This is a genomic window from Chryseobacterium sp. HNCC26DJ238 (assembly GCF_057180465.1).
The window spans coordinates 25206-49016 of record NZ_JBXUGI010000013.1; the positions used below are offsets into that span (position 1 = coordinate 25206).

General features: G+C 35.1%; 20 protein-coding genes and 3 tRNA genes. 18 read left to right on the forward strand and 5 right to left on the reverse strand.

Annotated features, from left to right (window positions below; all coding sequences use genetic code 11):
* The first annotated feature begins 415 nt into the window (after positions 1 to 415).
* On the forward strand, positions 416 to 3106 hold the full coding sequence (locus AC2A07_RS13075; RefSeq protein WP_484050787.1) for a hypothetical protein: 2691 nt from the start codon (positions 416 to 418) through the stop codon (positions 3104 to 3106).
* A 48-nt stretch (positions 3107 to 3154) separates the two neighbouring features.
* On the opposite strand, the gene AC2A07_RS13080 is transcribed toward AC2A07_RS13075, so the two are convergent.
* Positions 3155 to 3652: a DinB family protein gene (locus AC2A07_RS13080; RefSeq protein WP_484050788.1), complete on the reverse strand. Its 498-nt coding sequence runs from the start codon at positions 3650 to 3652 to the stop codon at positions 3155 to 3157.
* 123 nt (positions 3653 to 3775) lie between these two features.
* On the opposite strand from AC2A07_RS13080, the gene AC2A07_RS13085 reads away from it, so the two are divergent.
* The 6 genes from AC2A07_RS13085 to AC2A07_RS13110 all read left to right on the forward strand — a co-directional run bounded on the left by AC2A07_RS13085 (position 3776) and on the right by AC2A07_RS13110 (position 11255).
* Positions 3776 to 4693: a GLPGLI family protein gene (locus tag AC2A07_RS13085; RefSeq protein ID WP_484050789.1), complete on the forward strand. Its 918-nt coding sequence runs from the start codon at positions 3776 to 3778 to the stop codon at positions 4691 to 4693.
* Positions 4694 to 4897: 204 nt separating this feature from the next.
* Positions 4898 to 5152, forward strand: a complete 255-nt coding sequence (locus tag AC2A07_RS13090) for a FeoA domain-containing protein (RefSeq protein WP_314494578.1) — start codon at positions 4898 to 4900, stop codon at positions 5150 to 5152.
* Positions 5152 to 7185 carry a ferrous iron transport protein B gene (feoB, locus tag AC2A07_RS13095; protein ID WP_484050790.1) on the forward strand — a complete coding sequence of 678 codons (2034 nt, stop codon included), beginning with the start codon at positions 5152 to 5154 and terminating at the stop codon, positions 7183 to 7185. Before AC2A07_RS13090 ends, feoB begins: the two co-directional genes overlap by 1 nt.
* A gap of 231 nt (positions 7186 to 7416) precedes the next feature.
* Positions 7417 to 8256, forward strand: a complete 840-nt coding sequence (gene dinD, locus AC2A07_RS13100) for a DNA damage-inducible protein D (RefSeq protein WP_484050791.1) — start codon at positions 7417 to 7419, stop codon at positions 8254 to 8256.
* Between the two features lies 1 nt (position 8257).
* A complete protein-coding gene (glmM, locus tag AC2A07_RS13105) occupies positions 8258 to 9640 on the forward strand; it encodes a phosphoglucosamine mutase (RefSeq protein ID WP_484050792.1) in 1383 nt (460 codons plus the stop codon).
* 235 nt (positions 9641 to 9875) lie between these two features.
* Positions 9876 to 11255 carry a tetratricopeptide repeat protein gene (locus AC2A07_RS13110; protein WP_484050793.1) on the forward strand — a complete coding sequence of 460 codons (1380 nt, stop codon included), beginning with the start codon at positions 9876 to 9878 and terminating at the stop codon, positions 11253 to 11255.
* Positions 11256 to 11401: 146 nt separating this feature from the next.
* Here AC2A07_RS13110 and AC2A07_RS13115 read toward each other — a convergent pair whose 3' ends face one another.
* From AC2A07_RS13115 to AC2A07_RS13125, 3 genes are read right to left on the reverse strand one after another with little or no spacing between them, the layout of a single operon-like run.
* Complete coding sequence (locus AC2A07_RS13115; RefSeq protein WP_484050794.1) at positions 11402 to 12286, reverse strand: DMT family transporter; 885 nt, start codon at positions 12284 to 12286, stop codon at positions 11402 to 11404.
* Positions 12276 to 12926 carry a leucyl/phenylalanyl-tRNA--protein transferase gene (gene aat / locus AC2A07_RS13120; RefSeq protein ID WP_484050795.1) on the reverse strand — a complete coding sequence of 217 codons (651 nt, stop codon included), beginning with the start codon at positions 12924 to 12926 and terminating at the stop codon, positions 12276 to 12278. The genes AC2A07_RS13115 and aat overlap by 11 nt, the downstream gene beginning before the upstream one ends.
* Before the next feature lie 54 nt (positions 12927 to 12980).
* A complete protein-coding gene (locus AC2A07_RS13125) occupies positions 12981 to 13364 on the reverse strand; it encodes a DUF3127 domain-containing protein (protein WP_484050796.1) in 384 nt (127 codons plus the stop codon).
* Between the two features lie 176 nt (positions 13365 to 13540).
* Between AC2A07_RS13125 and AC2A07_RS13130 the strand changes: the two genes are divergently transcribed.
* The 4 genes from AC2A07_RS13130 (at position 13541) to AC2A07_RS13145 (ending at position 14886) form a co-directional block, all read left to right on the forward strand.
* Positions 13541 to 13622 (forward strand) — tRNA-Leu (locus AC2A07_RS13130).
* Positions 13623 to 13630: 8 nt separating this feature from the next.
* Positions 13631 to 13706, forward strand: a tRNA-Gly gene (locus AC2A07_RS13135).
* A 6-nt stretch (positions 13707 to 13712) separates the two neighbouring features.
* Positions 13713 to 13796, forward strand: a tRNA-Leu gene (locus AC2A07_RS13140).
* Between the two features lie 733 nt (positions 13797 to 14529).
* The gene (locus tag AC2A07_RS13145; RefSeq protein ID WP_484050797.1) at positions 14530 to 14886 is read left to right on the forward strand and encodes a hypothetical protein; all 357 of its coding nucleotides are present in this window, start codon (positions 14530 to 14532) and stop codon (positions 14884 to 14886) included.
* A 598-nt stretch (positions 14887 to 15484) separates the two neighbouring features.
* On the opposite strand, the gene AC2A07_RS13150 is transcribed toward AC2A07_RS13145, so the two are convergent.
* On the reverse strand, positions 15485 to 15775 hold the full coding sequence (locus AC2A07_RS13150) for a helix-turn-helix transcriptional regulator (protein WP_484050798.1): 291 nt from the start codon (positions 15773 to 15775) through the stop codon (positions 15485 to 15487).
* 149 nt (positions 15776 to 15924) lie between these two features.
* Here AC2A07_RS13150 and AC2A07_RS13155 point away from each other — a divergent pair, with 149 nt between their 5' ends.
* The 7 genes from AC2A07_RS13155 (at position 15925) to AC2A07_RS13185 (ending at position 23746) form a co-directional block, all read left to right on the forward strand.
* A complete protein-coding gene (locus AC2A07_RS13155) occupies positions 15925 to 16137 on the forward strand; it encodes a bacteriocin-like protein (protein WP_484050882.1) in 213 nt (70 codons plus the stop codon).
* 368 nt (positions 16138 to 16505) lie between these two features.
* Positions 16506 to 17354, forward strand: a complete 849-nt coding sequence (locus AC2A07_RS13160; RefSeq protein ID WP_484050799.1) for a GLPGLI family protein — start codon at positions 16506 to 16508, stop codon at positions 17352 to 17354.
* A gap of 178 nt (positions 17355 to 17532) precedes the next feature.
* Complete coding sequence (locus AC2A07_RS13165; protein ID WP_314494639.1) at positions 17533 to 17691, forward strand: hypothetical protein; 159 nt, start codon at positions 17533 to 17535, stop codon at positions 17689 to 17691.
* 147 nt (positions 17692 to 17838) lie between these two features.
* Positions 17839 to 18099: a cysteine peptidase family C39 domain-containing protein gene (locus tag AC2A07_RS13170; protein WP_484050800.1), complete on the forward strand. Its 261-nt coding sequence runs from the start codon at positions 17839 to 17841 to the stop codon at positions 18097 to 18099.
* Positions 18100 to 18240: 141 nt separating this feature from the next.
* On the forward strand, positions 18241 to 18654 hold the full coding sequence (locus AC2A07_RS13175) for an ABC transporter transmembrane domain-containing protein (protein WP_484050883.1): 414 nt from the start codon (positions 18241 to 18243) through the stop codon (positions 18652 to 18654).
* 5 nt (positions 18655 to 18659) lie between these two features.
* On the forward strand, positions 18660 to 18809 hold the full coding sequence (locus tag AC2A07_RS13180; RefSeq protein WP_484050801.1) for a hypothetical protein: 150 nt from the start codon (positions 18660 to 18662) through the stop codon (positions 18807 to 18809).
* A 1175-nt stretch (positions 18810 to 19984) separates the two neighbouring features.
* On the forward strand, positions 19985 to 23746 hold the full coding sequence (locus AC2A07_RS13185; protein ID WP_484050802.1) for a hypothetical protein: 3762 nt from the start codon (positions 19985 to 19987) through the stop codon (positions 23744 to 23746).
* Positions 23747 to 23811: the final 65 nt, after the last annotated feature.

Here is a 23811-nt window from a genome sequence, read left to right on the forward strand (position 1 = left end):
TAATCTATGATGTTCATCATTTATTTAGAGGACCATTATTTTATCACGAAAAAAGAATTAATATAAACTGTAGGATCTGAAAATCTAAAGGGTTTGTAATTATTTCAGAAACAGTCCCTAATTTTTTTAGTTACTGTTATATCAAAATATATGCTTAAAATAATTTTATGGATATCTGTACTCACAGGTTACAGTGTACTGATATTGCCTGTATCTTAGGTTTGGTCATTGGTTTCAAAATTTAGGCTTATTTTTTTTAGTTAAAATACACACGTTAGAAAATAAAAATCAATCTTAATAAAAATATCACTATTTTTGTAGTTATAAAATGAATTTAACATTTGACACAAAATTATATCTCTATAATTTGTAACAAAAAACCATAACAAATAACTAATCATTCAAATAATAAATTATGAACAGAAAAATCTCCTTATTTCTCATGGTGTTTTTTTCTATAATTGCTTTCGCACAGAAAACAGTTTCCGGAAAAATTACAGATGAAGACGGTGTGGCGATCCCAAGTGCCAGTGTAACAGTTGAAGAACCTGGCAAAGATGCTATCCTTGCCTATGGAATTACCAATTCCAAAGGAGAATATAAAGTAACATTCACAACAGCACAGTCATTTGTTGATTTGAAGGTTAAGGCTTTTAATCAGAAGCCATTGACTAAACAGATCAGTAACATTGATCAGACGATGACTTTTCAAATGCAGTCTGAAGCTACAGAAATTAAGGAAGTCCAGCTGAAAACCAAAATGATTACCTCAAGAGGAGATACGATTGCATATGACCTCAAAGCATTTGACAGCAAAAATGACCGTACCCTGGCAGATGTTATGAAAAAAATACCGGGAATTGAAGTGAATGCAGATGGTTCCATCCTTTATCAGGGAAATGCCATCAATAAATTCTATGTGAACGGAAAAGATTTAATGGAAGGCGGTTACGGAACAATCAATAACTCGCTTCCGAAAGATGCTGTTCAGAAAGTTGAGGTTCTTGAAAACCATCAACCCGTTAAAATGCTTCAGGGAAAAATACCGTCTGACGCAGCGGCTATCAATATTAAGCTTAAAAATTCTGTGACAATGACAGGAAGAGGTGAAGTGGGAACCGGTTTCGGGGATCCATGGCTTTGGAATGTAAAGTTGACACCCATGTTCTTCGGACAGAAAAGCCAGTGGGTGGTCAATTATAAAACAAACAATGTTGGGGAGCAGGTAGAAAACGAAGGAAATATTTTAGGATTTGGAAGTAGATATGAAGGGAGAAGGATAAACGCTTCCCAAAATGACTGGCTAAATGTTGAAAATGCACTGACTCCAAATTTGCCTGTCAGAAGATATTTATTTAATAATGTACATTATCTATCCGCAAACTATCTTACCAATATTGATAAGAAAAAAGAGTGGGAACTGAAAGCAAGTGCAAATTATACCAATAATGCAGTTGAAAGAGAAGCTTACAGTCAGACAGATTTTTTTGCTACCGATGAAATTCCTGCCTATAGAGTAACAACCAATATTTTAAACAATTTCTATACAGATAAAGCAAAAGGGGAATTGGTTTTTACAAAAAACGCAAAAAAAGGCTTTTTCAAAAACACGACCAGTTTTTCACAATTCTGGAATGCTGACCGGGGTATAGTAGACCGAACAGACGGTTCTTTCAGCAGAACCGGAAATCAGGCCATCCAGTCTCCGACTTCTTCTTTTCAAAACTCATTGAGTACAATTATTCCATGGAAAGAAAAGATGGTGAATGTACTGTCATTCATCAATTATCAAAATGACAGTCAGAAACTTGACGTTACTCCTGCATCTTATCTTCGGATTCCTGGCTTTAATCCCGGAGGAGCTGCGGAATCAGTAAGGCAAAATCTACAGCTGAAAACCTTTGAAGCAAATCATTCTGCAAATATTGGTTTTTCAGCTAAGGGCTGGACTTTCACTCCTGAATTAGGTTTTAATTATAAAATGACTGATTTACGATCAGCACTTACCAACTATCAGGAAGGTCAGCCTTACGGTTATGGGATTGCTTTTGATAACGATTTGAAATATACTACTGCAACACCTTATGCAAGTGTTGGTATTAATTTCAAAAATGATTCTTGGATGCTTTATGCAAACGTTCCTGTGAATTCAAATAATATCTCAGCAGAAGATCCTTTAAGGAATGTTTCAAGATCTGTAAATAAAGTGACTTTTGAGCCCAATGTTTTTGCTCAGTATAATTTCGCTTCTTTTTTCAAAGCGTCTCTGAACGGAAATATCAGTAATAATTTCGGTGAAGTAAACACCGCTTATTCAGGATTTCTGATGACTTCGCCGACTGCTTTAAATGCTATGGATGCTTCAAATCCTATTCCTGAAAACAACAATAAATCTGCAGGACTGAGATTGGAATATAGAAACCCTCTGAACAATTTGTTCTTTAATGTCAATTACAGACTCTCTGATGCGAAGAGAAACCTGATTTCAAATCCTACAATCATTGGAGGATATACAGTTATGCAGTATATCGAACAGGACAATAATATAGTGAATAGTGGGTATAGTGCTGAAATCGGGAAGTACTTCCCAAAATTTAAAACCAATGCATCATTAAGTTACAGCAACAATACATCAAAATCCGATGCTTTTTTAAATAACGCATCATTTACAAACAAAAATAACAGTCAGTCATTCGGACTTAAATTTAACAATACATACTTCAGCTGGATGAGTGTAGATTATAATGCCAGTATCACAAGAACAAACCAGACAAGTACAGGAAGAGTAAATTCCAGTGCAGCCAGAAACGGATTTACACACAATCTCGGACTCTTTTTCTATCCTATCGAAAATCATACTGTAGGGTTCAGCTGGGATCAGGTAAATACGAGTGCTGTTAATGAAGATTACCGAAATGGATTCTACGATCTTTCTTACCAGTTTACGTGGTCAAAAAAGAAAATTGATTTCGAAGTGAAGTGGATGAATATAGCCAACAAAAAAGTGTTTGAAACTTATGACATTAATACAACAAATATTACATACACCAGAGTTTTACTCCGACCAAGCCAAGTCATGTTTACGGTAAAATTCAATTTTAAATAAAAAAGGAAAAACCAATCTCTCTGAGGTTGGTTTTTTTTATGCTTAAAATCAAAAGTCCTGTATATCTGCTGTCGGACCATAGCTTCCAGGCAGCTGAATATCATTAAGCCTGTAATAGATTCCCAATTGTGCACGGTGATGGGTAATTTGATTCAGACTGTGACGGATAGCTCCATACTTGGTCCATGAAGAAAGTGTTTGTCCATCATTCTTCAAAGACCAGTCTGGAAGAAGGTCTTCCTCTTTTGCTTTTTCTAAAGCCTGCTTACTCGATCTGTAATTATTTTCAAAAGTTTTCAGCAAATCTTCTCTGGTGGTGATTAATTGAGGCTGCATACCGCTTTTGGATAAATCTACTTCAGAACTGCTGAGCATAAAGCCCATCCAGCCAAAGATTTCCGCAATATGGGTGGCAAGGTGCGCCATCTTCATACTTTTGGGATGCGGACTGTAATCATTTTTATCATCAGGATAAATTTCAAAAAACTGTAAAGTTGTCTGGTATTCGGCTACAAGTTCTTCTCTGAGTTGTTTTAAGGTGTCCATACATATCTATTTTCGGATTTATTTAAAATTAAAAAATGTAAATAAATAAAGAAATAAATTTTAATAAAATATTATGTAACAAAATTGTACAACTGTTCACTAATTATATAAATGTTATTAAAAATGAAAAATTTATTCTCAATAGTATTGATCGCAGTTTGCACCATTGCACATGCACAGGAAACTGCCAACCGTTTTTTTTATGAACTGACTTTTAAGCCGAAGCAGGATTCAACAAAAATTGATAAGGTAATCACCCTTCTGGATATCACAGGTAAAAAATCAATCTATCAGGATTATACCGTACCGGCTCAGGATTCAATCATCAAAGGAGCTGTTGAGGAAATGGAAAAAACTAAGTCATTTAAAGATATGTCTAAGTTTATTAAAATGCCAAAATTCTCATATAAGATTATAAAAATATATCCTGAAATGAAAGAGCAGTATGTGGATAGAATCAGTATGAATCTATTTAGCTACGAAGATGATATTAAATTTAAATGGAATATTCTTCCTGAAAAAGAAAAAGTGGGGGAATATAACACTCAAAAAGCAACTACTGATTTTGCAGGAAGAAAATGGACAGCATGGTTCAGTACAGATATTCCTTTTCAGGACGGACCTTATAAATTTTATGGCTTACCAGGACTGATTGTTAAGATCGAAGATTCTGAAAAGCATTACTCATGGAAGCTGAGCGGGAATAAGAAAATTGATAATTACGAAGAACTTTCTTACTCTGAAAAAGTGAATGCGAAATATGGGATGTCAAATACAGTAACCCCTACAACGAAAGAAAAATTTGAAAAAGCTTATGCGACATTTAAAAAAGATCCAATGGGTGAATTTCGTCAGAGAATAACTCCGGAAATGTCTAATATGAAAATGCCAGGGTCTGACATTACTATTGGTGAAATGATGAAAAAACAGGAAAAAATGGCAAAAGATTTTTTTAATTCTAATGACAACCCAATTGAAAAATCTCCGACAGTCAATGTAGGAAACCTGGAAAAAGTAGGTAAAGAAAAAGATAAAAAATAACATTCATATTTAACTCAACTATATTGAAATAAACCCAAATACAGTCATGTATTTGGGTTTATTGTTATCCGGATAAAGCAGATGAAAAAAAGTTTTCTGAAATTGGAAATTTCAGTTTGTGTTGTTAACGGATTATTCCCTTATGGAAGCGTTATTTAGATTAAATTTAAATAACGTATATTTGCATGTACAAAAACATAGATATTGAAAGATAACTATTCACAAACTTTAAGCAGCTTTCCTAAAAATAAACTTGGGAAAATTTTGGGCTATGACAATGATCACCTTAAAATGCCTAATAAAATCATAGAAATGGGGCTCTTGCCTGAAACTGTTTTCAGAATTCTGTATCAGGCTCCTTTCAACGGTCCCTTGTATGTGGAGTTCGGCGAAGAAAAAAGCCGGATTGCACTTCGTAAAGAAGAAGGAGAGTTTATCATCGTAGAAGATTGGAATTAATGCAGGAAAAAAACAAAAAACAGGTACTTTTAGTAGGAAATCCGAATGTAGGAAAATCAACGGTTTTTAACGCACTCTGCAATACAAAGCAAAAAACAGGAAACTATGCAGGGGTTACTGTTTCAAGCCATTCAGGCAGTTATACGTATAAAAATGAGGAAGTTGAAATTATCGATCTTCCCGGGTCATACAGTATCTATCCCAGTTCAGAAGATGAAGCTATTTTTTCTAAATTCCTTTTGGAGGGTCAAAAAGATTTTGCAGGAGTTATATACATTCTGGAGGCTCTCAGTTTAAAAAGAGGACTTCTTTTATTTCAGCAGATCCAGGATCTGGGTGTTCCGATGATCCTGGTGGTGAATCAGATGGATCAGGCAGAAAGAAGAGGGGTCAATATAGATATCAAAAAGTTTTCTGAGGCTTTGAATATCAAAATTATCCAGACCAATGCAAAAGAACAGTTAGGAATTGAAGCCATTCAGGAAGCTGTTCTGAACAATGATTTTAAGGAAACTGAGGATCCTTCATTCGAAATTCCCTCCGGGCATAAAGATTTTTTAAAAAAAGTTTCGGGACATCATCAATTTGAAAACCATTACAAAGCATGGATGAGCCTGTCATTAGCGACAGATGTCAATGCATTGAATTCAGCAACGGACTTAATTAGCGATCCAGAAGCTAAAAGCCTGGTTCCGAAACGGCTGCAGGTTCAGGAAGTAGTCAGGAGATATCAGAATATTGATAAAATATTATCGGATGTCATTTCCAAAAAACCGCAGTTCAAGGAATTGCTGACAGAAAAACTGGATAAGGTGCTCGTTCATCCTTTTTGGGGATACATTGTATTTTTAATGATACTGCTCATTATTTTTCAGAGCGTTTTTTTCATTGCAGAATATCCGATGAACTGGATCGACGAATTTTTTGCATGGCTTTCAGCATTCAGTGGAGAGCATTTGCCGGAAGGCCCGATCAATTCACTGATTTCAAACGGAATTGTTCCGGGATTGGGCGGCATCATTATTTTCGCACCGCAAATCGGTATTTTACTGTACTTTCTGTATCTTCTGGAAGATTCAGGATATATGGCGAGGGTTATTTTCTTAATGGACAGATTCTTAAGGCCGTTCGGATTAAACGGAAAAAGTATCGTGCCTCTGGTCTCCGGAACGGCATGTGCCATTCCTGCGGTCATATCAACAAGAAACATTGAAAATTTCAGAGAAAGATTGCTGACCATACTGGTGACGCCATTTATGACATGCTCGGCAAGGCTTCCGGTATACAGCATTATCATTGGCTTGATTATCTCGGATAAAACTATTTTTGGGATTCAGTATAAGGCTCTGGTTCTTCTGGGAATGTATCTTCTTGGATTTTTCGTAGCACTGCTTTCTGCTGCAATCTTAAAAGGATTTATTAAAAATAAAGGAAAAACATATCTGGTGATGGATCTTCCAACGTATAAAAAACCACTCTTCGGCTATGACCTGAAAATGGTTTTGGGGAAAGTATGGGACTTTATTACCGGAGCGGGAAAGATTATTTTTATTGTCAGTATCATCATCTGGTTTCTGAGTTATTTCGGACCGAAACAGAGTCCGGATCAGATAGTAGCAACAGATGTTAAACTGGATCACTCTTATCTGGCTAAAATGGGGAAAGCTATCGAGCCTGCTATTGCACCTTTGGGATATGACTGGAAAATGGGAGTGGGAATACTGACAAGCTTTGTTGCAAGAGAAGTATTCGTAGGTACTATGTCAACTTTATATAGTCTGGATGATGATGCTCCTGAAGGAAAAGTGATCGATAAAATGAGACAGGATGTAAAACCAAATGGTGAAAAAGTATTCAGCTTTGCCACAGGTATTTCGATACTTTTATTCTATGCATTTGCAATGCAGTGTATTTCTACGGTTGCAGTGGTTTACAGGGAAACAAAAAGCTGGAAATGGACAGGTTTTCAGATGGTCATGATGACAGGTTTGGCATATTTTGTGTCCATGATCGTATATCAAATTTTAAAATAAAATGGATTCTTCCTTAATTTTTCAATATGTAATTATTGCTCTTCTGGTTGTTTTTGCCTGCTATTCTTTATACAGGCTGATCAGGAAAAACTTTGCGCCAAAGAAATTTGATTCTAAAAGGTCAGGCTGTGACAAGGATTGCGGGTGTTCTTAGAAATATAACATTCCTGTGGAAAACTAAAAATACTTAAGATTCAAATTTTACTTATTTTTGTAGTTTGAAACACAATCATGAAATTAGAAAAAGTAAAATCCCTAACTAATTCATTTGAAGATTTTTCTCATGAAACAGATGATGGAATAGAATTTTGGTTTGCGCGTGATTTACAGCAATTACTAGGATATTCAGAATGGAGAAATTTCGCTAATGTTATTGTTAAAGCTAAAACGTCGTGTGAAGTTAGCGAAAATAATATTTCAGACCATTTTGTTGACGTTAACAAAATGGTTACATTAGGCTCTGGCTCACAAAGAGAAATAGAAGATGTTATGCTTACGAGATATGCATGTTATCTTATTGCTCAGAATGGAGATCCTCAAAAAGAACCTATTGCATTTGCTCAAAGTTATTTTGCGGTACAAACAAGAAAGTTTGAAGAAATTCAGAAAAGGATAAAAGAGTGTGAAAGACTTCAGGCAAGGCAAAAATTTAGTCTGTCAGAGAGAGAACTTTCAGGTCTTATTTATGAAAAAACGGGAAATGACAGGGATTTTGGAATAATAAGAAGCAAGGGGGATTTTGCATTGTTTGGTAAAACAACACAGCAAATGAAAGACATTTTAAATATTCCTAAAAATAGACCTCTTGCTGACTTTCTTCCAACAATAACAATTAAAGCTAAAGATTTCGCAACTGAAATCACAATATTTAATACAAAAGAGAAAGATTTAAAAACTGAAAATTCAATTTCTTCAGAACATATAATTAATAATAAATCTGTTAGAAAAATTTTGTTGGAGAGAGGAATTGTTCCGGAAAAGCTTCCTTCTGAAGAAGATATCAAAAAACTTGAAAGAAGAGTAAATTCAGAAAGTAAAAAAATAGAGAAGAACCCAAAGAAATTAAAATAGTATGTCATTAATAAAAAGTATCTCAGGAATCAGAGGAACGATTGGCGGAAAAGTAAATGATAATCTGACACCGCTTGATGTCGTTAAATTTGCTTCTGCTTTCGGAACCTGGCTTCAGAATAATAAAAATAAAAAAGATTTAACTTTAATTATCGGTCGTGATGCCAGAATTTCAGGTTCAATGGTCAATTCTCTGGTTACCGCCACTTTACAGGGGTTGGGAATCAATGTAGTTGATTTAGGGCTTTCTACTACACCCACTGTTGAGATCATGGTTCCTGAGCTGAAGGCAGACGGAGGAATTATCCTTACTGCTTCACATAATCCAAAACAGTGGAATGCACTGAAACTATTGAATGAAAAGGGAGAATTTATTACCGGAGAGAATGGTGCCGAGGTTTTAGCATTGGCCGAAAATGAAGATTTCGATTACGCTCAGGTTGATGATCTGGGAAAATATGAAACAAGAGATGATGCTTTTGATATTCACATCCAGCAGATTCTGGATCTGCCGATGGTCGATGTTGAAGCTGTTAAAGCTAAAAAATATAAGATTGTTCTGGACGCTGTGAATTCTACGGGAGGAATTGCTATTCCGATGCTGCTTGATAAATTAGGCTGCGAAACGGTAAAACTGTACTGCGAACCCAACGGAAATTTCCCGCACAATCCTGAGCCGCTGAAAGAACATTTGGGAGATATCTGCGAATTGGTAATCAAAGAAAATGCAGATTTAGGCGTTGTTGTAGATCCGGATGTAGACAGATTGGCTTTGGTGGACGAAAAAGGAGAAATGTTCGGGGAAGAATATACTCTGGTTGCTGTTGCTGATTATCTGCTGAAAAACAAAAAAGGAGCTGCGATATCCAACCTCTCTTCCAGCCGTGCATTGAGAGATGTCGCAAAGACACACGATTCTGAATATTTTGCCAGTGCAGTAGGTGAAGTCAACGTGGTGAACCTGATGAAAGAAAAAAATGCGGTAATCGGAGGAGAAGGAAACGGAGGAATTATCTATCCTGATCTTCATTACGGTAGAGATTCCTTAGTAGGTGTTGCTCTGTTTCTGACCCATCTCGCTAAAGAAGGCAAAACCGTTTCAGAATTAAGATCAGGTTACCCGGGTTATTTCATGGGGAAAAAGAAGATTGAACTGACTCCTGAAATAAATGTAGATGATCTTTTAACTAAAATAGAAAAAGAATATCAAAATGAAGAGGTTTCTACGGTAGACGGCGTAAAGATCGATTTTGAAAAGAACTGGGTACACCTTCGTAAGTCGAATACGGAACCCATTATCAGAATTTATACAGAAGCTTTCTCGCAACAGGAAGCTGATGATCTGGGAGACCGAATGATTGAGAAGATCAAAAGTCTGATTTAATTCAGAATTTTGTATATTTAATGATGAAATGCTTATCTAATTTGTAATTTCTAAAGATTGAAAAATCTTAATAAAAACAGTTTTAAAAGATGATTGAGTCAATAAGAAAACTTAATAAAATTATCTGTTTTAAAACCGGCAAAGTCCTGATAACAGGAAAAATTTAATTTAAAAAAAGTTTTTTCGAAGTTTATAAAACAATTTTGAACTTTGAAAATAACGGCGAGATACTATATTGGAAGAATATTTTGGAAATGAACTTGTAAAAAAGTTCGAGGAAATGATGGAAAACAATGATGAATTCTACTTCGACACAGAAGAGTTGGATGATATCATTGTTTATTACCTGGAGTTGGGAGATTTTAATTACGCTGATATGGCAGTAACGTACGGTCTCAAACTTCATCCCAATTCTTTGGATATCAAGATCAAAAAGCTTGAAGTACTCTTAGAATGGGAAGATTATAATACAGCGAAAGACATGATCGATGAGTTAAAAGGTTCTTCTATGGAGAATACAGACTTCCTCGTTTGCTACGCAAAGTATTATTCGAATTTGGGAAATCCGAGAAAATCTATTGACATCTGCAAAAAAGCTTTGGAATTAAATGAAGAAGAAAACTTCCTGAATAATTTTATTGCTGATGAATATGTCAATCTGGGAGATCCTTTTAACGCTCTTAAACATTATCAGCAGGCACTCAAAGAAGATCCGACGGATGAATATTCGCTGGAAAACGCAATGATCTGTTTCAGTGACCTGAATAAGAGCGAGGAAGCGATTGCTTTTCTGAATGACTATCTTGATAATTTTGCGTACTCTGAAGTGGCGTGGAGCGAATACGGACAGTTTTATTTCAATAGGAAAAATTACGAAGAAGCTATCAGGGGGTTTGATTATATGCTCGCTATTAATTCCAGCGCTGTTGGAGTATATGCGAGTAAAGCAGCCTGTTATGAAGCTTTGAATCAATACAAAAAAGCAGTTGAAGTATATGAAGAAATGCTCGAGCTGGAATATACAAAGGCATTTACCTTTTATAAAATAGGTTTGTGCTATAAAGCGTTGAAGCAGCCCACTGTAGCATTGAATTATTTTCAGAAATCACTGAGAGAAGATCCTCAGTTTTACCTGTCTATGATGGAGCAGTCTTATCTTTACGAAGAAATGGGCGGAATGCCTGAAGCTCTTCACTTCGCCAGGGAAGCGACTTTACTGAATGACGGAAACCTTGATTATCAGAAAAGGCTGGCGTTTTTATTTATTGATTCAGGAAAATTTGAAGAAAGTCTTTCGTGTCTCAAAAAGCTGGTTGATGCCGAACCTTCAAGATTTTATAACTGGTATGCCTATACCGAAGTATTGATGCTTGTGGGAGAGTATGAAGAAGCGGTTACCGTCCTGATTGCAGCTTTGGAACATCATAACCGTGCCGAACTGTATTACCAGCTCAGTAACTGTTATTTCAATTTAAAGGATGAAAATAAAGGCAGTGATGCTTTGGAAAAAGCACTTGAATTAGACCCGACCTTGATTACCGATATGCAGAAAAAATATCCATATATCAAAGATGAGGTAAAAAAGGTGAAGGCTAAAGTGAAGAAAAAGAATTAATGAACCTGAAAGCGGAAGCTTAAAAATGATGCTTTTTCAACAGTCAGAATGAGTAATCAACTTTTGGTGTTTTGCTTTTAGTTATAAGCATTAAAGCAGATCATCAAGATCAATGTAAATACAATAATCCTGCAGTAATGCGGGATTTATTTTTGTATAGCAGTTTTAGCTCTTAAAAAGATCAGACCGGCAATAATGACACTTGCCCCTATAAACTGAAAGATCGTCAGTTTTTCGCCATCCAGAATACCCCAGATAATGGCTACGACCGGCATGAGCAAAGTAACGGTTGATGCAAACAGCGGAGTCGAAACTTTAAGCAGCCGGTAGTTCATCATCATCGCCAACCCCGTTCCGAATACTGAAAGCAGACTTACAAACATCAGCCCTGTCATATTTTCCTTTGAAAAACTGAAGGTTGAAACGAAACCTGTAGAGATCAGTGCAAAAAGAGAAGGTATAAATAAAACGAACGAAAACACAAAAGCCGAAAGAACCGTTGACGATACATCCATGAGTTTGGATTTTACTGTTGTTGTACTGACTGCATAGCACAGTGTGGCCATAAGCAACAGCAAAATAGGAAAAATCTTAAACTGAGAACCGTCTCCGCCTCCGAACGCAAGCATGCAGACTCCCGTGAAGCTTATCAGAATTCCCGTCATCTGTCTTTTGGTTGTTTCAAACTTCCAGAATAATGTGCCAACAATGATCACAAATATGGGCATCATCGAATTGATGATTCCGGCAATACTGCTGCTGATCTGCGTTTCAGCGATAGGAAACAGGAACATCGGGATGAAATTTCCTGTAAAAGCAGCTAATATCAGCCACTTCAGATGTTTTTTAGGGAAAAGTTTATATTTAGAAATTGCGACCGGCATCAGGATAATTCCTGCGATCAGAACTCTCAGTGCTCCGACCTGGTAAGGGGAGAAGTGCTCCAGTGATTTTTTGATGAGAATAAATGATGATCCCCAGATAATACTCAGGATGATCAGGAGAATCCATTTTTCTTTATCAGCGTTCATTGTTTTTGTGTAGTGTTTTTAGAAATTCCTGTTTGGGAATCATGGTGGCGCCTAAGCTTTCAAGATGTTCGGTATGAGACTGGCAGTCGATCAGTACCAGTTCATCCTGATATTTTTCCACAAAATAAATAAAGCCTGCTTTAGAAGCATTGCTTACCTTGGCGAACATACTTTCCCCGCAAAATACTTTGCCAACCTGAAGGCCATAAAACCCACCTACAAGACGGTCATCCTGCCAGACCTCAATGCTTTTGGCAAAGCCATAATCGTGAAGCCGGATAAAAGATTCCATCAGTTCGTCTGAAAGCCAGGTTCCGTCCTGTCCTTTTCGGGTGACTTCCCGGCAGTTTCTGATCACTTCCCTGAAATTCTGATTTTCCGTGAAGGTAAAAGTTTCATTTTTCAGTATTTTCCGCATCGATTTCGAGACTTTCAGATTTTGGGGAAAGAGTACAAATCTGGGATCCGGGCACCACCAGAGAATTTCTTCTCCCGGATTAAACCAGGGGAAGATACCGTTCTGATAGGCAAACCATATTCTTTCCATAGACAGGTCGCCGCCGTAGGCGATAATACCTTCGTGACAGTCGTAATGCTGCGGATTGGGAAATGAGATTTCGTTTGGGTCCAGTCGGATCATAGGTGAAAAAAATCCCACTTAAAAAGCGGGATTGTATTTGATTATATGCTTAGATTAAAAAGGCAGATCATCATCATCGTCTCCGGCGAAAGGATTTTCATTAGAAACCGGTGCTGCTGATTGTTGTGAAGATGCCTGAGTTGGCTCTGCACCTGTACCGTTATCCATTACTTTTTCTACTCTCCATCCTGTGATAGAATTGAAGTATTTTGTTTCTCCCTGCGGCGAAACCCATTCTCTTCCTCTGATGTTGATTCCTACTTTTACATTTTCTCCTTCTTTCAAGGCATCCAATAAATTTATTTTATCCTGTAAAAATTCGATGTTGATAGGCTGTGGATATTGTTCTTGTGTAAGAATAACCATTTCTCTCTTTTGGAAACCACTTGCAAATGTTTGAACATCAGTGATTTTCTTTACCGTTCCTTGTAATTCCATATCGTAAATATTAACTTTGTAAAAGTAGTAAATTGAAATGTAATAAAGCAACCCGGAAATAAAATTTGTAAAAAAAATAAAATTTTTTGTGAAAAGACTTGCAAATACAAATTATTGCCCTATATTTGCACTCACAAAAACGAAACAAGTTCTTTAAAATAGCTCAAAATAATAATGCGGATGTGGTGTAATTGGTAGCCACGCCAGACTTAGGATCTGGTGCCGTGAGGCGTGGGGGTTCGAGTCCCTTCATCCGCACAAATTATGCGAAAATAGCTCAGCTGGTAGAGCACAACCTTGCCAAGGTTGGGGTCGCGGGTTCGAGTCCCGTTTTTCGCTCCACACCATGCCCTGGTGGTGGAACTGGTAGACACGCAGGACTTAAAATCCTGTGTCCGCAAGGACGTACGGGTTCAAGTCCCGTCTGGGGTACTTAAAACTCTCTGTAACTAAGGTTAGCAGAGAGTTTTTTATTTTAAAGGAGAAAACAATAGGGGAAGATTCAACTTTACTCATTTTCTACTAATTTAATTCCACTTGAACATTTTATTTTCGTACTTGAGACTTCACTCATCTCATCATTTCGCATTCATGTTAAGACAGAATATCTTAGGTAAATGTTTTTACACTCATAAATTACAACTAAATTTCTCTCTTATATTATTTGTTACTGATCAATATATGTACTTCACAAAGTTTTACTAGTGTCCTATTTGTTTGCAATGGAAATTTCTTGCATGAAAATTGAATAATTAATCAATCTTTTTTTGACACATAGTTTATGTATCTACCGTGCAAATATTGCTGAAGACAATATTCTATCGTTAAAAGATCAATAGAATGTTTAACCTTATACAATATCCTATCTAAGTCGTTCCAAAACAAATACAACTGCTAGAATAGTCTTCGACCTTTTCAAAGGTGAGATCCCGACTGATATTCTGGGAAGTTTGAATAATATGATTCCGTCAACCTTTTCTGAAAACAAAGTAGAGTATTGGCAGGGAACAAAATCACGAAGAAACTTTAAAAGAAACATTCCGATTCCTGTAAAATACATCGGCAAAATGAGATATGATTCTGAACAAAAGCGTTTTGCTTCAATATGTTTGCGATTCAGGTTAAGACTTATTTAGGGAAGGCCTTCTCTGATAAAAGATTGATCATGGAACGTATTTTAAGAGATGAGATAAAACTTTGCACATCTCAGATCCAGCTGAAAGACGGAAAAATTTTTTGGCTTACAGTATTTGAATTTGAAAATGAAGAACACGCTTTAAAAGCCAAAATTGCAGAAGCTTCCTTGTCATTAGAACATCCTATTGTTGTAAAAGCCAATAATGTACGAATCAATATTGGCTCTAAAGAGTTTTTATACCGCAGGCTTGCAATACAGGCAAGTCAGAAAAGATTCATTCTAGCATTACTTGGGCTCATTACGGAAATGGAGCCAAGCGGAAACAAAAGCACGGTATTGAACAGTAAGCTATCGACTTCATTTTTACAGCAAGAAGCTTATTGATTTCTGCATCCAGCAATAAACGGGCATCCTTATTCTTAAAAATTAGAAAGACAAAATTGGTATTGCAAAAGAACAGGAATTTGTGCTCAATAACTGGAGTATTACGACCTGCAGACCAAAATAAAATATAAAGCTGAAAAGGGCAGAATCGAATTGATCATCGGCTAGCTTAAAAAAAATGAGGTTGCTTGTAAACCCGCAGGCTGAGGTCTTGAACAGTGACTAAATACATACTAAATGTATATACAAAGGCGTGGGCTCTTTTTTTGATCCAAATAGAGGTAAGGAACACAGAACTTACTAATGGTGAAGAGAAGAGATAGTATAAAACAAATCTATTAATTCTTTTGGACGCTTTCTATCATTTGTTAAAACAATAAATAAATATTATCTAGATCACTTGAAACACATTTTGCATATACTTATGATAAAGCTTCAGTTGTAACTTCGCCTTTATTATTACATCTTGTTTATGTAGGAAATTTTAAGTGGAGATTTTATGAAAACAAAGACGTCAATTTGAGTCATTGAAAATTGTAATTTATCACTTATTTGTGTAAATTGTTCGTTCTTAATAAATTATCATTTGCCAAAATATCTAAATGTGTGTTTTTGCTAATTTTGTCTCCAATATTATAAGTCGTTTTTTAATAGAATCGATTTCATCTTTTAAGCTTCTCTGATCTGCAATTTCTTGATGTTCTTCAAATATATCTTCGATAGGCACATTTAAAAGTTTTGCAATTTTCTTCCACTCATCAAACATTATTTTAATTTTACCTGCTTCTCTTTTCTGGTATTGAGTTTGACTAATTTTTAGGTAAGTTGCAATATCGGTCTGTGAAATATTTCTTGATTTTCGAGATATTATAAGTTTACTTTTTATCATTTTAATTTTTGGTGTGGTGGTAAAAATAATAATAATTCCGCAAATGCAGAAATACAGGCTGTAAAAAAGCAATAATTTTCACTTTTGTATGACAAAAAAATTCTCTAGTTTTGAATCTGTCACTAATGACAAAATTAAAGAATAATAATATGAAAAATCTTAAAAAGCTCTCGAGAGGAGAATTACGTTCACTTAAAGGTGGTGATCGTGGTATACAATCAACTTGTCCGGCCGCTCCAGGTTGTGCACATGGTGGCATTTGGAATGACTTTGGCGGACCTGGGCATTGGAATTGTTGTTCAGCACCTACTACACCAGCTCCATGCGGGCCATGCAATGCAGATCCAAGTATAGAGCCATAGTATTTTCAAAAAAACTATATCTTTACTAGATTTCTATTAAACTGTATAATGCTGTCAAAGTTTATTTTGATGGCTTTTTTTATTAAATCAAAAAAAATCTGGTAACGTTAATTTATGTATCTTATTTTAAAATTATTATTCTTAACCAAAATATAAAGTTCTTTTTGAATACATTGGCAACTCATCCTAAAGAAAATTTTATGCATTAGCATTGAATAATTGATCAAAATTACACCAATTTTTCACCAAACATTCTTCACTGGCATTGTTGCATTTCTATTCAAAAAAGGCTTAATTAATAAATTTATTTAAAAATGGATTTAATTGTGAAAATTATAGTCTTTTAATAATAAATCAAATACCACTCAATGAAGAAACTTACTTATCTTGTCTTATTCCTTTTACCTTTTTTCTGTTATTCACAAACTCATCGATTTATATATTCATATAAATTTGTTCCTGATTCAACAAAAATAGATAGTTTGCTATATGAAGAGACTAGGTTAGAAGTTTTTGATAACCATACTGAATTTGTTAGTGATAATGGAGCAAAGAGAGATTCAGCTATTGCAAAAGCTATTAAAAATAATGAAAGTCCAGCTAACGTAAAAATCTCTAAAGGTCTATTTATTAATAATGTTTTTAAAAGTGAAAAAAGTACCTATTCCATTGATTATATTGGTATTCAACCGTTTAAAGTTATACAGCAGCCGTTAACAAATTGGAAGCTTACAAAAGAAAAAAAAATAATACAAAACTACAATTGCCAAAAAGCTGAAATCAATTATGGTGCACGTACATGGGAAGCTTGGTTTACACAAGACATTTTAATACATGATGGTCCATATGTTTTTGCAAACCTGCCTGGCTTAATAGTTAAAATAAATGATTTACAAAACCAGCATTCCTTTTTATTAATAGCAAATTATAAAGTTGCACACGCAGTAACAAATTTTATTTATAAACAGTATTTGTTACCTGTTCAAATAAATAAATTTGAATTTAATAAAATTTGGAATAATTTTAAAAGAAATCCAATGGGTGCAACCGAACAATTTATGAATATAAATCCAGGTTTATTAAATGGTAAAAGTTTTGATAATAATGGGAATGAAATAGATTTTACACAAAAGAAAAGAGAAGAAAAAAAGTATATCCAAACACAAATGCTAAAAAACAACAATTATATTGACTTACAATTATATAAAATAAATTAAAATACTGCATAAAGTGAACTTAGAAAATATTAAAAAATGGTTGAAACTAAGTAAACAAGAATTCCATTTCTAATTAGAATCTCACCCCAATTATCCATTTATATTAGCATTTAGCGATACGCTTAATTTAAACTTCATCAAAAAAATTCCGAATTTTGAAAACACATATTTAGTAGAATTGGAGGCAATTGCAAATGAAAATTTTGAAAAAGAATTTACTTTTACGCCAAATATCCTCCTCAATGTTTACAAATTTCCAGATGCATATGATAGAGAAGATATTCATTATTTCGTAGATGATTTACTAAAAGATGATGAAATTATAAATGAAATTTAAAATTTCCCCTTTCGATAAACAACCCAATTCCAAAGACTGCTGTTCCACATGTCTCAGTATAATTAGCAAGTACTACGGAAAAGTATTTCGTTACAGCAGATCCGTAACCTTCAGAAATGACAAGGGAAAGAAAGCAGTCTGCTTGGAGTGAGTGATGCTGCTGAAGATTTAGGCTTCCGTTCTCTGGGAGTACAGATTGATTTTAATACATTGGATGAAGAAGTCCGTTCCCGTGTATTGTACACTAGAACAAAAAATCACTTTGTAGTCGTTTACAAAATCAATAAAAACAACGTTGTCTATATTTCAGATCCGAGTTACGATTTGATTACTTATACGCAAGAAGAATTTATCAAAGATGGATTGGCGAAAAAGCCAACGAAAATACCGAAGAAGGCATTGCTTTGATTCTCGAAACTATTCCCGCATTTTTTCAGACAGAATTTGACGACCAGGAAAGTAGAGCGAGTTTTTCATTTCTATCAAAATATTTGTTGAAATACAAATCGTTGATCGTTCAATTGGCGATTGTTGTTAGCGGAAAGTTTATTGTCACTTATCCTGCCTTTCCTTACTCGAAGCATTGTAGATGAAGGAATTCAGAATCAAGATTTGAATTTCATTTATTTTGATTTACTTACTCAGTTTATACTATTTCTTGGCAGAATTGGAATAGAGGTTATCCGGAGATGGATCTTACTTCACCTTTCTGCCAGAATCAATATTTCAATTATCTCCAATTTCTTTATTAAATTGATGAAACTTCCGATCAGTTTCTTTTATATGAGAATGACGAGAGATATCATGCATAGAATCAACGACCATCTTAGAATTGAGCAATTTTTGAACAATTCTTCTTTAAACACATTGTTTTCATTACTTAATCTGATCACTTTCAGTATCGTTTTACTGTTTTACGATTACAGATTATTTGTAGTTTATCTGGTTGGAACTATTTTATAAATAGGATGGATCACTATCTTGGAAAGCGAAGAGAACTCGATTATAAAAGATTTTCACATGTTTCCCAAGAACAAAGCGAGGGGGTCATTGAGCTGATCAATGGAGTGCAGGAAATCAAAATGCACAACGCCGAAAAACAAAAACGTTTGGATTGAGAGTTTTTGTAGGTAAAATTGTTTAAACTGAGAATAAAATCATTTTTATTAGAACAATGGCAGTCTGTCGGAGGAAATTTCATTAATCAGATGAAAGATATTTTGGTGAGTTTTCTTTCTGACAAATTGGTTTTGGAGGGAAAACTCATGACACTCTCCCACGAAGTGTGTAAAGTAAAATGTAAGGCTTGGATTGTATAATCTGAGCCTTTTTATATAGAAACTCTTATCTTAGTTTTTAAATATAAAAACACTTTTTAAAACAGTTTTAATCCGGTATTTTAGAACTATTAAGAGGAAAAAAACATTAAGAACTGAAAATTTAGATAAAAATAAATCTTTTACTAATGGATCTGCCAGAAACAGCGGCTTCGCTCAAATCACGGTAATAAAATAGAGTATTTTTGTAATTAAATTCCCTGTCCAATTTCTTTTGAGCCTCTTTTATCTTTTCTTCTTTAGTGGAGAGCTGTAGTGAGTCAAGGATTCTTTTTGTTTTTATGTTTAAACCAATCAGGTTATAAATTTCACAAAGCATTATTGTTTATCAAGATTTTTTTCTACATCTTCCATTTCATAAATTAAATCAAAATTAGAAGTAGCCAAAATGTAGCTTTTGGTGAATCTATTTACCATGTTCGTGATCATTACCCATTATATGCGAATTTGGAATTGTGAAAATATAAATTGTTAATTAGTGCGTAATGCTTTCGGGGCAATCAATTGAATAAACATTACTGTTCATTTTTAATTAACAAATTTTAAAAATAATTCATTCTAACTAATCATTTTACTTCTTTCTAAAGATGAGTCTTTTCATATATTATTTCTAAAGTTGTTTCGACATTAAATGACCTTCTGTATATTCCTACTGCATGATTTAAATTGAAATCCAATTTAGATTCAATTTTAATAGAGATAATAGCATCCAAAAAAATTTTTGGGTTGTGACATAATTTTTTCTAATTACAATTTTTTGCGACGAGTTCTGTCGTTATGACCGCTGATCTTTGCTGTAAGAAAAAACGACAGAAAATGAAGCTTGCTATCAAGAATTACGGTGGATATTTTTAGCCTTAAACCACCTAAAAAAATAAGGCTAAAAAATGAAGTATCTCTACTAAAAAGAAGCTTCAAATCTTAACCTTTATAAAATCAAACAAATCTACAAAAAAATGTCAACAGATAACAAAGCTGTCATGAATGACAATATTACAAACAATACTTCACAGACTCTTTTTAGATTCATAAGCATGAGAAATCCTCAGCTTACGGAAACGAAGAAAGAAAATTTGGGATTTATTCACAGACCTATTCTGAACAATTCTTTTGATCAGGCTGTGAAAAACAGAGCAGGAATATCTAAACTAAAAGCTTTAGAAAACTTATGCAGATCATTTTCAGCGATACTTACAGAGCATGATCTGGAAAACAGTCAATACTTATCCCTCCTTAAAGTAGGGCGAAAAATAACAAAAAAACAAATTCTTTCAAATGAAGAGTTTGCCAAAACAAAAGAGCGCTATTCTTCCGGACAGGTTGAAATAGAAAAATTATGGGATAATTTGATTTATCAGGTGGTTACCCAAAAAGATTTTTATGCAAAAGAGGCTATTGTACATATTTTAAAAGCTTTGCATATAGGATATGTTCAAACTCTTTCGCCAACTCAAGAGCTTACAAAAATAAATGGCTCAGATCTATTAGCCAAAGCATTGGAAGCTAAGGTCGTAATGCCTAAAGAACTTTTTGTTGAAGAAGAAGTAATCAGTTCTACATTAGCCAACAGAACAGCAATGTCAGAAACCAGTCAGCTTTCAACAAAAGTTTTAGAAAGAATAAAAGTCAATGCAAAAACTGATTTAGTAGTCACCCAGGCTCTTCTTCAAAAAGAAAAGCTGGAAAGACTAAATACAGAACTGGAGAAAATTCAGAAATCGTATTATAATGCGAAGGCTAAAAACTATCAGTCTGCTTATGATGAATATATGGCTCGATATCAGTACCAGAGAGAAGAGTCTGCAAGGATCTTAGATGAGATTAACTATCTTATAGAACACAAAGCATCTGATGAAGAACTTAGAAAATTGTATGAGCAATTAAAAAAGTTTGAAGTTCCTCCGTTTGAATTTTCTTATCAAAATGAAATTGACATTTTAGAACTTCAAAAAAAACTATCTGCAGAATCATTTGAATTATTTATAAGCTTATGTGCTGCCCAGGAAACTAATGCTGAATTTTATTCTAAAGTTCCGGCAGGTGCAAAAATGGAGGTAGTCTCAGATTCAGAATTAAGAATAGGTACACAGGTTCTTCAAATTGATAACAGCTATCAGACTTTTGAGGATGTATTTAGTCAGATACAAAGTCATGCTGCTTCTGCCCTTCAGGCAGCTTTGGATAATACCGTACTGGAACAGACTCAATACGCCAACATTGGAGGAGCTCTTATTCCGGTTGGAGAATCTTTGACAAGAACCCATCTTGCCTATAACTTATTGGCGGTTTTCAGAAGATCTGCTTTTGTTCCTGATAATGGATTTATTAATTTCTCTTTTGAAGTGCAAGATAATTCATGGAATGTTGCCAATGCCAGAATTATATTGGAATCCAATACAGGATATCATGAGGAAGCATTAGGAAATGTTGATGTGCTGAATGGGATGGTTAGTTTCCCGGCGGTCATGGTTAATAAATTTTCATCTGTTTCCAGGATAAGAATAGATATTTATTTCAATAATGGAAGAGAAGCATATCTTGAATTATTGAAAATCCCTAACAATACAGCACAGGTTGGTCTGCTTACCTTAAAACCAGGAAAAGAAGGACCGAGAGAGGAAGAGCCAACAGAAGGAACACCGGTTGCAAGAAAACTGTTTGGATTGAAAAGATTGGGTATTGCAGAATATATGAAAGTAGTACAGAGTACTCATGCTTATGTTCCGGGAGATGTCACGCATATTGAAAATATTATGGCACGGGAATTTAAGCAGAAATCAACGAGAAGGCTCAGAAAAACCGAAATTCAGACGACAGCTTCCAAGTCAACAGAACGCGAAACCCTTACCGATACAACTTCCACGACGAGACACGATATGCAGTCTGAAGTTGCCAACGTAATCATGAAAGATACCACTGCGCAGGCTTATGCCAACTGGAGCAAAGATTCTGAAGTTTACGGAAGATTTGAAGTAGGAGGAAGTCTTGCCACCCATAATGCAAAGGAAAACAGTGTACGTCAGGCAATGACTCAATCACAGGAGATTACCAATAAAGCTACTGATAAGCTTCTTACGAAGATCTCTGAGGAAAGGATTGAAAAGATCATCGAAGAATATGAAGAAAACAATGCTCACGGTTTCGACAACAGAAACGGAGATAAGCACGTTGTAGGTGTGTATAGATGGGTAGATATGAAATATAAAAATCAGATCTATAACTATGGGAAGCGTACCATGTTTGAATTTATGATTCCTGAACCTGCAAGATTACACCGTTTGGCTACTGCAGTGGCAAAAGCAGATGTACTGACTGCACCGATTGATCCACGAAAAGCTCCTGCTCCTTACACAATGGCAAGTCCTAAAGAAGCAACGAGACAGCTTTTACAGTATTGGGCAGATATCTACGGAGTAACACTGACTGCAGAAATGCCTGGCAAAGAAGTTATTTTAAATGCCAACGGAAGTCCACAAACTGAAGGCGAAGGTGTTTTCTTTGATTCTAATCTGGAAATTCCGGATGGCTATAAAGCAACTTCAGCATCTATTGTGTGGGCTTATAACAAGCAAAGAAACAGATCAGGGTTCTTTCAGGGGAATTATATATTACCTGCCTATTTGTCTTTCGGTAACCTGAAAGGAGGAAGCTATTATAAAGAAACCCGAAACCAAACCCTGAATGGAACAGAAGGTGTAGGCGGATTGAATCTTACAGGAGTATTTAATTACAGAGTTTCCGGAAAGAATATTGGAGGATTTAATATCGCTTTAAAATTCCCTTGCGTTCCTAACGATGCCAATGTCATGGCTTGGCAGACTGAAAACTTCAATGCAATTATCGAAGCATATAAAGAAGCGTATGAAAAGTTTAAAGAAGAGCAGGCAAGAATAGATAAAGAGCAGAAAGAAAAAGAAGCCGAAGCTAAGGATAAAACAGGTAATTTCTATCGTTATATGGAGAATGATGTGTTGAAGCATAACTGTATTGCCTATTTGTTACAGGATTATCTGTCTCCAAATACCATCGGACAAAACTTTACAGATGGAGATAAAATGGAGAACTTTCAGGTATTCTTAAATGAAAACCTTGATCAGTATACTGCATTAGCCAAATTCATGGAACAGGCTTTCGAGTGGAATATTATGAGCTACAGCTTCTACCCTTACTATTGGGCAAATAGAAAACACTGGCAGGAAATGTACATCAGCGAAAGTGTAGATCCTTTGTTCAGAAGTTTCTTACAATCCGGTATGGCGAGAGTAATCGTTACGGTAAGACCAGGATTCGAGGATGCGATCCAGTTCTTCTTGAGTACAGGAAAGATCTGGAACGGTGAAGAAGTTCCTGTAATCGGCGATCCAATGTATATGAGTATTGTGGATGAAATGAGAGAACCTGTAGGATTGAAACAGGGTAAACCTTGGATTACAAAGCTTCCAACAACGCTTACAATTCTACAAGAAGATACTGCAGGGCTAAAAACAGCAACAGCATTACCATACAGTTATGAAAACCCTGAGGAGTTTGAGAACCCTGAAGATGTTGTTACCAAATCGGAGTTTATCATTACCGATGCACAGTTGAGCTCAGGAGCACATCGATTTGTAGAAAACATCGACATTAAGAATGGTAATCTGCAGCTTACTACAGATAGTGATCCTAGAAAAGTAATTGCACAGATCTCTATGCAGAGCATCAAAAATAATCTTCCATAAGAGTATTCAAGATCAATAATTATTAACCTGCTTAGGCAAGTGGCGGTCAGAAAAAGCTGACCGCC